This is a genomic window from Paenibacillus silvestris (assembly GCF_009882985.1).
Taxonomy (GTDB): domain Bacteria; phylum Bacillota; class Bacilli; order Paenibacillales; family NBRC-103111; genus Paenibacillus_E; species Paenibacillus_E silvestris.
Window position 1 is genome coordinate 1,037,861 of the sequence record NZ_WTUZ01000010.1, and the last position, 16,881, is coordinate 1,054,741.

General features: G+C 45.2%; 13 protein-coding genes. 4 read left to right on the forward strand and 9 right to left on the reverse strand.

The genetic code is table 11. The features are described from left to right. Positions 1–27 precede the first annotated feature (27 nt). The gene (gene uraA, locus GQF01_RS08245; RefSeq protein ID WP_328803415.1) at positions 28–1,296 is read left to right on the forward strand and encodes a uracil permease; all 1,269 of its coding nucleotides are present in this window, start codon (positions 28–30) and stop codon (positions 1,294–1,296) included. Positions 1,297–1,491: 195 nt separating this feature from the next. Here uraA and GQF01_RS08250 read toward each other — a convergent pair whose 3' ends face one another. Then, positions 1,492–2,994, reverse strand: a complete 1,503-nt coding sequence (locus tag GQF01_RS08250; RefSeq protein ID WP_235959089.1) for an MDR family MFS transporter — start codon at positions 2,992–2,994, stop codon at positions 1,492–1,494. Positions 2,995–3,138: 144 nt separating this feature from the next. Here GQF01_RS08250 and GQF01_RS08255 point away from each other — a divergent pair, with 144 nt between their 5' ends. Next, positions 3,139–3,792 carry a TetR/AcrR family transcriptional regulator gene (locus tag GQF01_RS08255; protein WP_161406296.1) on the forward strand — a complete coding sequence of 218 codons (654 nt, stop codon included), beginning with the start codon at positions 3,139–3,141 and terminating at the stop codon, positions 3,790–3,792. Between the two features lie 3 nt (positions 3,793–3,795). Then, positions 3,796–4,653: an AraC family transcriptional regulator gene (locus GQF01_RS08260; protein ID WP_161406297.1), complete on the forward strand. Its 858-nt coding sequence runs from the start codon at positions 3,796–3,798 to the stop codon at positions 4,651–4,653. Positions 4,654–4,741: 88 nt separating this feature from the next. On the opposite strand, the gene GQF01_RS08265 is transcribed toward GQF01_RS08260, so the two are convergent. The 3 genes from GQF01_RS08265 to GQF01_RS08275 all read right to left on the reverse strand — a co-directional run bounded on the left by GQF01_RS08265 (position 4,742) and on the right by GQF01_RS08275 (position 9,550). Then, a complete protein-coding gene (locus GQF01_RS08265; protein WP_161406298.1) occupies positions 4,742–6,151 on the reverse strand; it encodes a HEAT repeat domain-containing protein in 1,410 nt (469 codons plus the stop codon). 116 nt (positions 6,152–6,267) lie between these two features. After that, a complete protein-coding gene (locus tag GQF01_RS08270; protein WP_161406299.1) occupies positions 6,268–7,863 on the reverse strand; it encodes a response regulator in 1,596 nt (531 codons plus the stop codon). After that, on the reverse strand, positions 7,856–9,550 hold the full coding sequence (locus GQF01_RS08275) for a cache domain-containing sensor histidine kinase (protein WP_161406300.1): 1,695 nt from the start codon (positions 9,548–9,550) through the stop codon (positions 7,856–7,858). The genes GQF01_RS08270 and GQF01_RS08275 overlap by 8 nt, the downstream gene beginning before the upstream one ends. Positions 9,551–9,888: 338 nt before the next feature. Between GQF01_RS08275 and GQF01_RS08280 the strand changes: the two genes are divergently transcribed. After that, positions 9,889–10,683: a helix-turn-helix transcriptional regulator gene (locus GQF01_RS08280; RefSeq protein ID WP_161406301.1), complete on the forward strand. Its 795-nt coding sequence runs from the start codon at positions 9,889–9,891 to the stop codon at positions 10,681–10,683. Here GQF01_RS08280 and GQF01_RS36835 read toward each other — a convergent pair. The 5 genes from GQF01_RS36835 to GQF01_RS08305 all read right to left on the reverse strand — a co-directional run bounded on the left by GQF01_RS36835 (position 10,680) and on the right by GQF01_RS08305 (position 16,755). Further along, positions 10,680–11,912 (reverse strand): HAD-IA family hydrolase, encoded by a 1,233-nt coding sequence (locus tag GQF01_RS36835; RefSeq protein WP_328803416.1) that lies wholly within the window; start codon positions 11,910–11,912, stop codon positions 10,680–10,682. The two genes, GQF01_RS08280 and GQF01_RS36835, sit on opposite strands and share 4 nt — an antisense overlap. A 29-nt stretch (positions 11,913–11,941) precedes the next feature. Next, on the reverse strand, positions 11,942–13,186 hold the full coding sequence (locus GQF01_RS08290; protein ID WP_161406302.1) for an MFS transporter: 1,245 nt from the start codon (positions 13,184–13,186) through the stop codon (positions 11,942–11,944). Positions 13,187–13,264: 78 nt separating this feature from the next. Then, on the reverse strand, positions 13,265–14,296 hold the full coding sequence (locus GQF01_RS08295; protein WP_161406303.1) for a zinc-dependent alcohol dehydrogenase: 1,032 nt from the start codon (positions 14,294–14,296) through the stop codon (positions 13,265–13,267). Between the two features lie 32 nt (positions 14,297–14,328). Next, complete coding sequence (locus tag GQF01_RS08300) at positions 14,329–15,576, reverse strand: aminotransferase class III-fold pyridoxal phosphate-dependent enzyme (protein WP_161406304.1); 1,248 nt, start codon at positions 15,574–15,576, stop codon at positions 14,329–14,331. 21 nt (positions 15,577–15,597) lie between these two features. Then, positions 15,598–16,755: a glycosyltransferase family 2 protein gene (locus GQF01_RS08305; RefSeq protein WP_161406305.1), complete on the reverse strand. Its 1,158-nt coding sequence runs from the start codon at positions 16,753–16,755 to the stop codon at positions 15,598–15,600. Positions 16,756–16,881: the final 126 nt, after the last annotated feature.

A 16,881-nucleotide genomic window follows, 5' to 3' on the forward strand; every position in this document is an offset into this window, starting at 1 on the left:
AGAAGAAATAGAAAGGGAGTTTACACCGTGTCACGTATCATTCAAGTGGATGAACGCCCCTCCTTGGGCGAAAGCATCCCCCTTAGTTTACAGCATTTATTTGCCATGTTTGGCTCCACCGTGCTTGTACCCATTCTCTTTCATGTCGATCCAGCTACGATATTGTTGATGAATGGGATCGGAACCCTGCTCTATATTTTCATCACTAGAGGAAAAATCCCCGCCTTCCTGGGGTCCAGCTTCGCCTTCCTTTCGCCTGTTTTCGTCGTCCTCGGTCAAAAAGGCTATAGTGCGGCGCTTGGCGGATTTCTCGTCGTCGGTCTGATCTTTACGATCATCGCTATATTGATTCGCTTCGTGGGAACACGGTGGATTGACGTAGTCTTCCCGCCTGCCGCGATGGGCGCTATTGTGTCTGTCATCGGTCTAGAGTTAGTGCCCACAGCCGCCTCTATGGCTGGCATTATCGCACCTGCCGATGCCAAGGAAGCTTGGGTTCCCGATATGACCGTGATCACGGTATCTATTTTTACTTTTTTGATTGGTGTAGTTGGCTCGATCGTATTTCGAGGGCTACTTAAAGTCATTCCTATTCTAGTGGCTATCATCCTTGGATACGTGCTTGCAGCCTTTCTAGGCTTAGTACATATTAAAGAAACCCTAAGCGCGGCTCAGTGGCTTAAGCTGCCAACCTTCTACTCACCAACGTTTGATTGGGCTAGTATATTAATCATCGCTCCTGCGGCACTTGTTGTTATAGCAGAGCATATTGGCCACTTGATCGTAACCAGCAATATGGTGGGCAAAGATTTGTCCAAAGACCCAGGCCTAAGCAGATCCTTACTTGGAAACGGGATCTCGACGATGCTGTCTTCCTTGGTTGGTTCCACACCAAATACGACGTATGGTGAGAACATCGGCGTCATGGCGATCAGCCGTGTCTACTCGGTTTGGGTCATTGGCGGCGCAGCGATCCTCGCGGTTGTTCTCTCTTTTGTCGGGAAAATCTCGGCTTTGATTCAAACCATTCCTACGCCTGTCATGGGAGGCGTATCCATGCTGTTGTTCGGCATCATTGCTGCTTCCGGTATTCGGATGCTCGTGGAGACGAAAGTTGATTATTCCAAACCGATCAATCTAATTCTGACAACCACTGTTCTTGTTATCGGTCTTAGCGGCGCAACGCTGAAGCTCGGGCATTTTGAACTGAAGGGCATGGCGCTTGCCACGATTGTTGCTATTGTGCTTAGTCTGTTTTTCAAGCTGCTGGATAAATTAAAGCTAACGAACGAGTAACTGATCAGCATACGAGGATCACATGCCTATAGGCGAAATGAGGCTGTCCCGCGGTCATTGGATGACTTAGCTTGGGACAGCCTCTTTGTCTTGTAGCAGTAGCATTTCCCGTTAATCTAAGATGGAGCTGCCAAACGCACAAAAGGCTCTCCCTCGGTCATTTGATGACTTTCGGAACAGCCTTTTCCGCTTTTTCTAATGTAGCGCTTCTATCGAAACTTCGTGTTTGCTGCCTTCCTCAGTCGGCTGATGCTGACCGCGGCGCAGGAACAATCCTAGGAAAATACCGCCGATTGCGATAAACAGCATGACGCGGAACGTATAGCCGAACGCTTCTGGAGCTACGGCCAACATCGCTTTTTGCATATCAGCTGGACCTGTAATAACAATGTTCTTCTCCGTAATTAGCGTGGAGACACGCGAAGAGAGTACGGTAACCAGCGTAGCTACTGCAAATGAGTTGATTACCTGCTGCATCGCGCTAGTTAACGACGTCACCCGGCTCACCAGATCTTGCGGTGCTTTCTTGATCAAATGCGAATTGAGCGGCATCATCATCAGTCCCATACCTGAACCGGCCATAATCAAAGGCAGAAGCAGATCAGAGCTCTCTGTCGTTAAATCCACGTGCGAATATTGATAAATCGCCCCGGAGACAAGCGTAAGTCCGATGACAACCAACCATCGGACACCGATTTTATCAAACAAATATCCGCCAATCGGCATCATAATGCCGGAAGCAATGGCTTGAGGAAATAACGTCAAACCCGTATCGAATGCCCCAAAACCGCGGGCTTGCTGCAGAAATTGCGGCAGTAGGAAAATAGCCCCGAACAAGCTGAATTGCAGAACCCATTGCACGAAGATACTAAAAGAGAAATCCACCGACTTGAATACACGCAGCTCTATCAGAGGAATTTTGGCTTTTAGTTCAACAAGGATAAAAGCAATCAATGCACCAGCGCCAATGATAATTCCGCCTAACGTCTTTGCGGACGACCAACTCTCCGCCCCTTGTGTAATCCCATAGGACAAAGCAGCAAAAGCGATAGGTCCAAGAATCATCCCCGGCAAATCGAAACCGGCTACTTCTTTACGCGGAGTTGCCGGCAGCTTCCATAATCCGAAAATCAAACTGAAAATACCAACCGGCAGATTAATCAGGAAAATCCAATGCCAGGAATGATACTCAACTAACCAACCTGCCAAAATAGGTCCAATAGCTGGGGCAAGCAGAATCGGCACACCGAGCATCCCCATCACTTGGCCGATTTTATTCGGAGGACTCAAACGGAACACATACGCCATGGCAACCGGCATAACGAAACCGCCGCCTAAACCTTGCAGAATTCGGAAAACAATTAACCATTCCGCACTATTTGGCGTAGCACAAAGCACAGAAGCAACAGTGAATAGTACAACTGAAGTCAAAAATACCTGTTTCGCGCCAAATCGGTCGGATAACCACCCGGAAAGCGGAATTACCGCCGCCGTTGCCAGCATGTAACCCGTAACCGTCCACTGAATGGTCGGCAGATCTGTGTTAAAATCAACGACCAGCTTCGATAGCGCGACATTCATCGCCGTTGAATCAAGTATGACCATGAAAATGCCCGAAATGATGGCAATAAGCGGCACTAAAATGCTTGTAATCTTAAACTCCGGCTCCGCTGCACCGGGTACTGCTGGTTTACTCATCATGAACTCCTCCTTCGACAATCCAACAAGATCATGTTACAATAATAACGGACATTTGTCCGCAACACCATATTACGGACAATTGTCCGCAATGTCAAATGTTTCATTTATTTTAGAGGAGTCATTTGTTCGGGAGGAGAATGTATGAAGCATACAGATGATCAAGAAGAAGCATTATTTGGACCCGAACTGGATGCACATCCGATCTGCGGACGACGTGAGGAACGTGATTCCGAGTATCGCCGACGCATCCTTTCAACGGCAAAAACCCTTTTTCAAACGCATAGCATTGAAGACGTCACCATGCATCAAATCGCAAAAGAGGCCGGAGTGGGCCAAGGAACGCTGTATCGCCGTTACGCACACATTGGTGATGTCTGCAGTGATCTGCTGCGTTCAACAACCAATCAATTCCTTACTTCACTTGAGATCGAAACGGCTGAAATTAAGTCAGATGTGAGCGCGATGAAACAATTGTCCGAGTGCATAGTTCGAATTGTTGATTTTGTCGATGAGAAAGCTTCCCTGCTCTCGACCATTGTCTCGATGCACACGGACAAGCGCAGCTTTAGTTTGCATAAAAAACCGCTGTTTGTACGGCTTCATCATCTGATGTCCCCTCTAGTCATACGCGCTGTTGAGCAAGGGGAAATTAGGCCTATTGATGTGACACTAACCGTCAATACGATCCTTGCTTCCCTCATTCCGGATCAATATCTATATCATAAGGAAGTTCTGGGATATACCAAGGAGCAATTTACTGAGGGTATTTGCCGTCTATTCGTGAAAGGAATATAGGCTATGAAGAACGGAATGAACGCGAGTGAACGCACGTTCTGGAAGAAGTACCTCGCCAAGGCGAAGCTGGATTTATCCTACGCGGCATATACCAAAGTCCAAAAATCCTGGACCGATGAGAATCCGGTCTGTGCGTTTAACCGACTTTATTTTATACGTGAAGGCGAAGGTTATGTCCGGATTGGGGATCAGACTTACTATCCGAAACCTGGGGATCTCTATTTGCTTCCAGCCGGAAGTGACCAAGCTTACGGTACGATTAGCGACAACACTTTCGGAAAATATTGGTGCCATTTTTCCGCCAAAATCGGGGATTTGGATTTATTTCAAATTCTGCAAACCTCTCCTTGCTTGAAGGTTCAGAACCCTGAAGAGCTGGTAACAGCCTTTGAACAGTTGATTGCTTACAGTCAGAGCGAAAGTTTAACCTCAGAATTTCGAGCTTACTCGATTCTGATGACGTTTATTGCCGATTTTATTGAGCAAAATCAATCCGTCAAGCTCAACCTGACCTCTACGCCTACTTTTGAGAAAATGAACAAAGTCCTGATTTATATGGAACAGCATATTGCTGACAATGTATCTGTGGATACGCTATCTCGCATTGCGCATTACCATCCTAATTACTTCATCAATGCTTTCAAGCAATTTACGGGCTACTCGCCTATCCAATACATGAATCATCTTCGTTCAGAAAAAGCCAAAGATTTGCTGATGACGACGGAACTTAACGTCTCCCAAATCGCTGACGCGTTAGGGATGGAACTATCGTATTTCTCCCGTATGTTCAGGGAGCAAACCGGATTTAAACCTACGGCTTTCCGTGATTTGAGACCTAAAACCATTGATAATAGCGAATAAATGAATAAAAGAGGCCGCCTCCAAGCCATGGTGATGGCTGAGAGAAAGCCTCTTTCGTAAATCAACGTGCCGTGTATGGTTTACTGTTTCACGGATAAAAAGAATTTGCCTTCGTCGTTGTGGAGCACCAGCGGTTGTTCAGCAGGAAGCGAATCAGCGAATTTTTCGCCCGCTCTGTACCGATGTAGTTCAACGTTTCCGCGGCATGCGCACGAACATATCGGTTCTCATCATCCAGCGCGATCTCCAATTGCGGAACAGCCGGCTCTGCTGAAGCGCCTAAGCGTGACAATGATAAGCTGGACATGAAGCGCACTTGTGCGTTCTGATCTTGTAGGCCGCGAGTTAGGCTAGCCACGACGTCCTCTACAGGCGAGTTCATAAAACCAAGCGCATCAACAACGGCGCTGCGGATTTTATCCTCCGGATGACCCAGCAGCTGTGTTAGAGCAGGAACCGCTTTGGCAGCTAATCCGCTCAATTCTCCCAATGCAAAGACGGCATGTGTTACCGTATTTACATTCTCGTGGTTGAGTGCTGCGATCAACCCATCAACCGCCTCACTTCCAGCAACCGCCAACCCATACGCGCAGATGCGCGATACATGAACATCATCGCTGCGAAGCCCATCCAGCAGTGCATTCACCCCAGCTTGCCCTCTGCGTGCAAGATCATAAGCAGCATTAATGGCGATCGTCTCATCACCGCTTAATTGCTCTGCTAGCTCCTGTACTACCTGCGGATCAGATGAAGCCGTTCCTGCCAGGGAGCAGATGTCACCGGATAACCAGTTCCATGTCTCTTCCCACATCACATCATGCGCAGCAAGCGGTGCGAGCAAGTTCGCTGGCTTCTTCCATTCGCGCTCTTGATTATTCCAGCTTGGCTGCGTAGGCAGCTCCGTGCGCATAAACTCAAACTTCAGCATATAGCGCGGCTGTCCAAGAATATTCGGCGTGGAACGGTGCCAGATATCATAGTGGATCAATGCGAATGTACCAGCCTCGCCGCTTGCCAGAACTTCAGCAGGATGCTCATTAGCTTCGAATGCCCGTTTTTGGTGATTTTGCGTACCAGGCATAATGCCTGTCGGCCCCAAATCTACCGGTGTATCCTGCGGGAAATACATAATCATTGCCCAGTTCGGGTGATGATTGCGCACGCGGTCATATCCCCAATAGCTGTCTTTGTGCCAGCCTCCAGCGGTTGGCACAGCATTGAAATGCCCATGTCTATGAGCGTGCATCATATAATTAGGACCTAACACACTCGTTAATGCCCCAGTAACAACCGGATGGTCGAATACTTTTTGCAGTTCTCGGATACGCGGCAGCAAGTTATTTCCAGGATTACCCTCTTCGGCGTACACGGTATTTAATTGCTCAAGCAAATTGTCGTGAAACGCATGCGAAAAATCCGTTTTAAGAATCAGACACCCGTTAGTAATAAACTCTCTCATTTGTTCATCCGTTAATAGTAAAGGTTGTTTCTCCTGCATTGTTCCTGCCTCCTTGGCGTGTATTGAATGCTGTGACCTTACCCTTATTATAAAAAAGATGGATGAGATACTTAATAGACATTCTTAATCAGAGCTAGCACAAAACTAAGATAGAATTATTCCAACAGGTTTTTAACACCTGCATTCCGCCTAAATTCCGTTACGGTACGACCTTCAATCTCTTTGAATACTTTGCAAAAATAAGAGGTCTCTTGAAAGCCTGTTTTTTCTGCGACTTCGTATACTTTACAAGAGGGATCGCTCAACAATTTCTTCGCTTTTTTAATCCTATAGTGATTAATATATTCGATTATCCTTAAGCCTGTTTCATGTTTAAAAATATTCGACAAGTAGTTTGCGCTCAAATTGAGAACCTTGGCCAGCATAACGACAGAAATGCCTTCGGCATAATGAGCATGCACATATTCGAGCGCAAGCTGTATCTCTTTCCGTGAGAAACGTCTGTTTTCATCCGATTGATGAAGCAGTTGCTTACACTGCACAAGGAACAAGTCCCTCAGCTCTCCTAGCGGACGGAGCTCTTCAATCATCCTGAGAACTTCGGTATGCCAGTCCGCCATATTATCGGTATGCTGATTCTTTTCAAGTGAGGTGAACTTCAATAAAGCAAAAAGATCGATCAGCCATTTTCGAAGATCCATCATTTCGGGTTGGCCTTTATAAAGCAGCTGAAAAAATTGTTCGGTGGTCGTCTCAACGCCCCCTAAATCCCCCCTTCTCATAGCTTGAGCTAATTGCCCGAGCAGTCCCATACCTTCATTCGTATTGACATTCGAGCTAAACAATAACGGGTGTATATAGATTTGCTTAGAGCTATCATATACCGATTGATACAGCGCCTTCTCCGCTTGCTGGTATAGCGTACTGAACGCTTTAAGGCCATAACCCACCGAGCCTACTCCAATAGCAAAAGAACGGTTGTCTTTCCGACAACATGAGGCTAATTCCGATGCTATCTGCATCGCTGATACTCCCATACTGGTTTCACTCTTCTCGTGGTAAAAAGAGATGACAATGGCCATTTTCCGCTCCGTAATCGGTACAACCTTCAGATAATACTCGGTGCTAGCATAAGGCACAAGGCAAGCTTCCATACTCGATTTCCACGTCTGCATGTCGACATCGTTACCCATACAAGCAGCAAGCAAAACAACTGTAGGCTCATGAAGAATAGGAAATTGAATAAACGCTGCGCGATGCGCGATTTCCTTGGCATTCACCAACTCACCTAGCAGCAGTTTGCTAACCAGATCTGTCTTTAAACACGTTAAGCTAGATGCTGTGATCGAAGTATCCTGATTTCTCAGGCGATCCCGCAATATCTGTGTTTTCACCTGTTGGAGCAGGTTCTGCAAGGATTGTGGTTCCAACTCATGTTTGAGCAAATAATCTTCTGCCCCAAGCTTAAGTGCTTCCTTAACAAAGTGAAAGTCGTCGTATGAACTCAGCGCTACGATTTTAATTGCCGGATCGAACAACTTTACCCGCTCAATGAGTTCAATTCCGTTGAACTGCGGCATACTGATGTCCGTCAAAATGAGATCGACCTGAGACTCCTTTAACAGCTCCAGCGCATGCTTGCCGTTTAAAGCTTCATGTATGATTTCAAATCCATAATCCTCCCAACGAAGAATCGATTTCACCGCATAGCGATACATCGCATTATCTTCTACGATCATGGCTTTAAGCATAATTTTCAGCCTCCCGCAGGTTTAGAATAAATGGCAATCGAATCCTAGCTTTCGTACCTGATCCCTCTACGCTCTCATAACTAAGCCCATAGTCACAACCATAATAGAGCTGAATCCGTTCATGCACGCTTCTTATTCCAATGCTGGTTAAGCCTGAAAATAGCCCCTTCCTGTCTCCTCGATGCAAAATATGCTCCACTTTCTTCGCATTCATTCCGATGCCGTTATCCTCAACTAAGAGAAACAGTGCTTGTCCCTCTCGGTAGGCGTGAATCGTAATTAAACCATTCCCTTTGGACATTTCCAAGCCGTGCAAAATGGCATTCTCCACCAGGGGCTGCAAGGCGAAATAGGGTACATAGGCAGGCATGACTTCCGGGTCGATTTCATAATGGACTTCAATGGCTTCTCCATAACCAATCTTCTGAATGTAGATATAATCGCGGATATGGTTAATCTCCTCGCTTAACGGATGGTATTCGTTTTCTCGCCTGACTGATGATTTCAGCAGATTAATAATGGCATTCATCATCTGAACGATGTCATTTTGCTGCTTCATATGCGCATACCACTTGACTGTGCCTAACGTATTGTAAAGAAAATGCGGATTGATCTGGCATAGCAACACAGAGAATTCCGCTTGCTGCTTAGCTAGCCTTTCTTTATAGACCGTGTTGATCAATTCTCTGATCCGGGCAATCATGAAATTGAACCGAATCGTTAAACTTCCGATTTCATCTTGACCCGCAGGCTCGATATGTACGTCAAAATCCCCCTTCTCAACTAGCTTCATAGCCTGTTCAAGCTTCTTGATTAAACTTGTGGTAGAAACGGAGAAATAGAACGCAAAAATAGACGAGATCACTAGCGCTACTAGGGAAACTAGAATAATTACAACGGTTAAGACGTGCTTGTTTGCATATAAAATATCCTTCGGAATATAACAAAGCACCTGCCAATCCAGATTTTTCATGTACTCTCGCACTAGCAAAAAGCTGCTATTCATACTTTGGCCGCTCTTGTCATCAACAATCGTCGTCCCTCCACTTGCAAGTAGCGAGCCCTCCTCGTTCAAAATCACTAGATTTTCCTTACGTATTAACGAGCTGTTGGATTCCATCGAAAGAAAATAGGTCGAATCAATGCCAAAAACAAGCGTGCCCAAACTTTGATTCACATTGTTCAGGTTAATAAACTTCCTTGACATCAATACTTCATTCGGCATTCTCGTAGACGCATGCCAAGCAATTTCAATTCCCGCTTGTTCAATAGCAACCGCTTCAGAGGACAGAACTTCATTGAAGTAATTCACATCCTTTGTCCTGCTGGCACCTTTTTTATTTTCCCACCAAATACTCTTACCTGAATTCGTCCGAATGCCAATGAAATTAATGGATGGATGACTATTTCCATATTGCAATAAGAGAGCTTCCAGTTGACTGCGAAAAATAGGGTAGTTATCACTAGCCGTATCTAGTGTTCCCTCCGAAATGATACTTCGGAACGCATCATCGCTGAGTAAATAAACGGACGTATTAATGAGGCTCTTAGCGTGGTTATCCATATTTTCAGAGTACTGTTGAAGCACTTGCAAGGACAAATCTCGCGTGTTTCTCTCTAAATATTTGGAAGAGGCATAGACGGCGAACCCCCCAATGGATGAGGTAATAAATACGATAATAAGCAAGTTTGACAGAAAAATTTAGGTGCGGAAGCCGAAATCTCTTGGCCTTTTGATCCATTGATTCAAGTTATTTCTCACTGCCCTTCACATTATTTTCGGTCATGTAAGTCCGTCCAATTTTTTACATACCTGTATTATATCAATGATCTATCTGCTCGAAAACTATGGAACTAAATATTAAATATTCTGTGTTATGTATACAATATTGTAGTTATTTTCAATGTAAGTCAGCTATCTCGTCTTTATAATGAATACAAACAGGCGAAAGAAGCCCTTGAATAGATTCAAGAGCTCCAAGTAGCTTTCAAGTTAACTTCTTTTTAATTTGAAAGGAGAAATCCATGCCTCAAGATCATGTACTCCCTTTACTGATCACTAGTCACGGCAGCATGACTCTCACTGATCACTACCCCGTGCTTCACCATCCCTCGGACTATTTCATGATTTATTGCAAGAAAGGAGCTGGCCGTATTGGTAGTCAGGATCACGAATTTATGCTCCATGAGGGCATGATATATATTTCTCCTCCTCAGATAACCAGCACATACAACATGATAAGCGAGCCTTGGGACTTCATATACCTTACCTTTAACGGTTCTCTGCTGCATCGATTTCTATTTGCTTTACAGCTTGTAGATGCCAACGTTTACCCACTTGATGACATGCAGCAAATGATTATTCATGAAATTGTACTTTTTCAAAAATCCCATCATAAAGACCGTGATTATCACGGATCAGGCTTACTCTACATGCTGTTAATCAAGCTGAAATTCTCGCAGGATCATTCGCTTCATGAGGATCAGAAGGAAAATAAGCTGATGTTTTCCAGCATTATTTCTTTCATTAAGCAGAATTATCAACATGATATTTCGCTGACCATGCTGGCCAACCAAATGTCCATCACTGAGCAGCATTTTAATCGTATGTTTAAAAAAGAATATCAAATGACACCTATCACTTATTTAACACGCTATCGACTGCTCAAGGCCAAGGAATTGCTGATCCGTGATGATCAGATGACCGTGAAAGATATCTCCGAAGCTGTGGGATTCAACAGTCCCAGCTACTTCGGAGCTGTGTTCAAGAAATATGTCGGCTGCTCCCCCATCGAATTACGTAAGAAAAATGAGAGCTAGAAAACCCCTAAATCAATTTCTTCAAGCGAGGCAACCATCCAATCATGGGCTAAAAACTCCAAGTTCCGTGTCACATCATTCGGCACAACAACGCATCGGATGCCAGCAGCCTTAGCGGCTTTCAATCCATTAGGCGAATCTTCAAAAACGAGAGTCTCCCTAGCAGCTGCGCCAAGCTTTTCAAGTGTTAATGTATACAGCTCAGGATCAGGCTTCACCCGCTTGACATCATCCGCCGTATGTATCACATCAAAATAGGAGAAAATGCCTTGTTCCTTCAAGTATTTGTGGACCCAATCGCGCGTAGAACTGGATGCCAATCCAATCCGCAGACCTCTCAGTTTGGCTGCTTCCAATAGCGTAAGCACACCAGGAAGCAGCTGTGCTTCGCCTAGATAGGTTGCATATTTCTCTTCGGACAACCGTTTAATATGTCCGTGATCCAAGGGTTTCTGGATGGAGGTTTCCAGATAGACGTAGGGATTGAACTCATCGAAGGAAGTTCCCACATTTTTTGACCACAGCTCAAGTGAAAGTTCAATTCCGTGTTCCTGGTATATGTCTTTAAAAGCGTAGTACCAAGGAGTTTCCGTGTCCATAATTAAACCGTCGAAATCAAAGATAAGCGCTTTAAGACCAAATCGGCTTTCAAGATTTGCATCCGTAACGACTAAGTTCATAAAATGCGCAGCACTTCCTGTTCCTTGCGGTGATTGAGCAACAAGCCCCGCTTTTCCTCCACTCGGAGTGCGCATCCCGAAATAACGAACTAACGTCCACTCTTCGCCATCCTGCGAGTAAAAGAAAGAGATACAATCCTCCACTTTCCGTATTTTCAAATACGGGTTAGCCACTTGAACGATTTCTGAATTGCAGTCATCGGAAACGCCATCCTTCGTAACGACAGAAACGATTGTTGCTGCTTTACCGTTATATTCAAAACACAATTTACACCAATTGTTTTCGTCCACTAGGAGCATTAAGCATCCCGAGTCATATTTGTTTTTCATTTCAACAGTGAGCTGCGTTGTCATTTCAAAGGATTGCTGTACTGACGTGTACAGAAATGGAGCCGAAGCACAGATATGCTTGCCTGCCGGATCGCAAAAGAAATCAGCCCCGGGAGGAGCGGTAACAATAATTCCCCCCTCCTGTGTAAATCCCCACTGCTCCGGCTTGTTCAACCAAGAAAGTTCGAGCTGCTTTTCAACTTGCAATATATTAGTCATTTTTACCTCCTAAAGTACTTCTATGTATGTTAATAAGTTGAATCCACGATTTGTTGGCGCCCAGCTGGAAGAGGCAGAAATAAGACAACAACCAGTAAGGCGGCATACAAGCCAAGAACAACAACAAAAAGCGATATTGGACTATGGTTATAGATAAGTCCAGTTAAATACCCGGAAGGGATGGCGGTCAAGGTCATGACCGTTTGCACTGCAGAGAACATGTCTGCTTTCTCATGCGTGCCCAAACGGTTCATTAACAGTGCGTCCCGGTAGGTTTGTAAGATAAATGTCCCCGCAGCCAGAATCGTAATGGTTATCATAAGAATGAGAATATTCCCTGCTGGAATGAAAAGAAACAGCAATGAGCCCACTGTGCATAAAGCAACGGATAGGCCAACATATTTTTCATCCGAGTGCCGTTTTAATTTGGGGAAAATAACAAAGTAGAGCAGCATGACCGTTAGAGCGGAAACGACCGGGATATACGAAAGCGTATGATTGTCAAACAGCAGCTGCTCTTTGAAAAAAATAACTTGAAAGAAATTGAGCTGCAGAATGAAGTTGGATAAAACGGTGATCAAAATAATTGGAAGCAGCCTTCGGCTCCGGAAACCTTTGGCAAATAACAGGAGGCTTTCCCTTAAACTTTTGAAGACATGTATCTGGTGGTGCACCTTCATCAGCTCTTTGCCCACTTCCGTCTCGTCCGTCATTCGATTGCGAAGAAGAAACAATACCGTCATGATAATTCCACCAAAGAAATAAATCACAGCAAGTGTACGCGCTATGCCGTAATTAGCCATTATCAGACCCGCAAGGGGCGTAAGAACGCCTGCCGCAGTAATAATCATATTCATTATACCGAATACTTTTGGCCGCTTTCGTTCTTCTACATCTTCAATAATAAGGCAATTAAATGAGACTGTCACAATCTTTGATGTCGCATTTAATAAATAGGCGATTAGGAATAACCAGAAGCTTTGGGAAAAGGCCCAAATAAACATAGGAATACTCCACGCTAACAGATCAAAGAAAAGCGTTGTTTGTTTTCTGCCTAATTTATTCGTAATCGCTCCGGCAAATAGCTGAAAGATAAAAGCAAAATACAAATGAAAAGAATTAATAATCCCAATCTCAATATCGCTAAGTCCAGCTTCCTTCATGTAAAGCGGTGCATAAAACAAAACAATCGTTCCGGGGATCGCCCATAATGGTTCAAGTAATATGGAATAGCGCGGATTTTTCGGCAAATCATCCAGCCACTTCTTCTTCAAAGACTAGCCCCTCCTTCCGACCATCATCGCTGCAAACGATGAACCGAAGCCGGTTTGCAGCGACAAACGGCCTGCTTCTTATGAGATTAACACCGCTTTAACAGAGGTCATCGGTCTGCGCTCTCCCGTACGTAAATCAAACCCCATTGTCTCATTGAATGCTTGTTCATACTGATCCAGCGATTGCCTGGATGTCACCATATGCTCCAATTCAGGCAGGTTTTGCGCAAACTTGAGCGCTCTGCTAATGATTTGATGCACCGCTACGTCACCGATAATATTCACGCCATTATTAATAAAATCCGTTGGCTTGAAGGAAACTTCATAGCTATCATCGTACCCCATAGGGATGATTCTTCCCCCTTTGCCAATCAGGCCCAAAGCTACATGAAGCTGGTTCCCCACGGCATCAACGATAATATCGAACTTTTGATGGTTATTGATTTCATATACTTTTTCAAGCGTAAGTTCGTTCGGATGAAGGACGTGATCCGCAATTTTGGAAGCAAATTGCTTGCGGTACTCATCAACTTCCGTGCCAACCGTTAGACGGGCAAATCGACTGCTTACCAGTTGGCATAACGAGCCGATGGCACCTGAACCAAGCACCAGCACAGCATCACCGGGCTTGATGTTAGCCTTCAGGAATGTATTCAACACACAACCAAGCGGTTCTACCAACATCGCAGCTTCCCAGCTCATGGATTCCGGGATTTGATAGATATATTTTTCTTCGCCTACATAATATTCAGCGAAAGTTCCATGAATGGTCATCCCTACTTGGTGCTCCTCAAAATTCTCGCAGTAACAATGCAAGCCCTCACGGCAATAGGTGCATATCCCGCAAGATTGCGTCGGATCAATGAGGACACGATCACCGACACGGACGCTTCTTACTTTGGATCCAACTTCAACGACCGTACCGACCCCTTCATGACCGATAATCGTCCCTTGATTGGCAAAAATCTTCCCTTTAACAACATTCAAATCTGTACCGCAAATGCCTGATCCATAAATTTTCACTTTTACGCCAGTCTCTGATTGTAAAACGGGCTCTTCGACATCCTTCAATTCAACCTTCCGGTAATCCTGATAAACAAGTGCCTTCATACAAATTGTTCCTCCTCGTGGCATCTTTATTTTTATTGGTATCGCGGCCAAGCTCGTAGTATTTGCTTTAGAGTCTCTTTCACCCACATGATTTCGATCCGGGTATGACTATCTGAGAAAATAAAAAACCCTTTGGAGAAAATACCGTGGCTAGCAAGCTCTTTGACCATAAATTCGCGGAAGGGGTCTCGGTAGAAATCCCGCTCCGCTGTCGATCGGATACAGAAGCTGGCATAAGTTCCCTTTAACGCCAACACTCCCGTTAAATTCAGCGCTACCAGCTCATCCTGCAGTTCGGACATGACTTCTTCTGTCGCCCCTCGCCAGCTCGGCCAAACAGGTGCACTTTTCATCAGCTGTTCACAGGCAATCGCAGCCGCTAGCGCAATGGTTTCACTGGAATGAGCGTTGCTAAATTTGACTTGGCCACACAGGTTCATCAGGTCTTCATTGCCCAGCACGGCTCCCAGAGGGAAACCATTTGCCATCCCTTTGGAGATACAAAGCAGATCAGGCCAAATATCAAACTCTCCCGCCGTAGCCTTTTTACCCATCCGAATGCCAGACGTCACTTCATCGAAAATAACCAAGATTCCGTTGCTCCGGCATACGTTCACAACTTCAAACAGTGTATCCCGCTCCCATTCATTAGGACAAAGTACGATACAAGCAGCCTTATCCGCGTGTTGATGGACCACTTCTGTTATGCGATCCACAGTGGGTTCACCAATCCATACTGTGCTCTTCTCAATTTCCGGTGGAATTCCAAGCGCATCTGCTTGTTGGCCATAATAGCCATAGGCAGACCAGTCATGCCACCCGTGATAAGCAGTCGCAATTACTATAGGCTTATGGCTGTAGGCTCTTGCGAGCCGCACTGCACCGCTAACCGCGTCGGCACCGCTTTTGCAGAAACGAAGAGCGGAATACTTTCCTTCGAACCTTTCTAGAATAAGCTCGCCGCAAGTCAGTTCAATGTCTGATGGAATAGAAAAGCTTGTTCCCTTGGACAATTGCTGAATAGCGGCGCTTTGAATTTCTTTGCGAGCATGTCCCCATACTGCCGTTCCCATCGCCATCTCGCAATCCAGCCACTGGTTCCCATCTATATCGATAAAACGAGCATTCAAGGCTTCGGCACAACAAACCGGCATATGCCCTGGAAATAAGCGTTCCGGTGTTTTGGCGAGAGTACTGCAGCCGTTCGGAATGATGTCCTGCACATGCTCCCACCATGCCAAGTTTTGGGTAAACGAGGCTTGTTCCTCAATAGACTTCATAGGGTTCCACCCTCCTTCTGATTATCGAACTTTGGTACCCGGCCAGCAGCTTTCATAAATTCGATCAATCGTAATCACATTTCCATACAAATCGATAATTAAATCGTTCACTCGTTTGGCATGACGCATTTCAATCCAATAACGGTTCTCCAGCAGCCGTGTGAAGTTATCAACTAGAATTAACAACCGCTGCTTGCTCTGAAAAAGCTCCTTACCAAGCACCTGCGGCAACCAGATGGCGCCACTCGAATTAAAGCGATTGGAGTAATCATAAACTTCCGTCACCTTGCAGATGTCTGCATCCTCCAGTCGCTTCCAGAACGTATCCGCATCGGCTCGAACCTCTGCCAGATCTACGCCTATCATCGGATGAGCTGAAACTACCATCGCTTCTTCTTTCAGATGCTTGTCTAAACGTTCTAGCATGAATGGCCAAATATCGGCTTTCATTTCGCTGCCCCATTTTTTCCAGAAACGGCCAAGGTTGTTCTTACGGTTATGACTGCGGTGAATCCCGCTGCTCCGCTCCCAGTGATAAGCCGTAATCTCAGGATTAATGACGATATCATATCCCTCAGCTCTAGCTCTCATTTGATAATCAAAGTCTTCATATCCATTAAAAAATTCCTCATCCAATTCTCCTACTGCTTGATAGACTTCCCGCTTCATCCCAAACATAGCAAATACGACAAGCTGGACAGAAAACGTAGTCTGAGGAATATCCGAAGGTGAAGCATTTAAGAACAAATGCCGCCCGATTGCGTCTGTAAAGGCGATACCGCAGTGCTGGATACCACCGGTTTGAGGGTATAGCAGTACGCCGCCAACCATGCCTATCTGGCTATTGCTATTTAATGTTTCACTCATCATCGCTTGCCAGCCATGATTCAGCATCGTATCCGAATCCAAAAAATAAATATATTCGCCTTGCGCGATTCTGAGCGCACGGTTAATAGAAACCGAGCATCCTAGTGGATAGTCGTGCTCTAATATCTCAATCGTTACTCCATCCCTGCATTCCGCTTGCAGCTTATGGAGATGCTGCTTGACGGCTGCGCCTGATCCATCGTTAATGAATATGATTTGGGTTGATGGACTTACGGTTCTCAGCAATGAATCCGTAAACAAGTTCAGAATGGCGTAGTCTTGATTCACTGGTACAATCACTGTGTGTTGCATGTTATCTCCTCCACATAAATGTTGGCTGAACATATGAACCTGATCGTAACGGCTCCCCCTTCCCATTCAACTAAATTCCAACTGAATTGGAATATATTTATAGTTTATATTTTCGATATTTGTCAG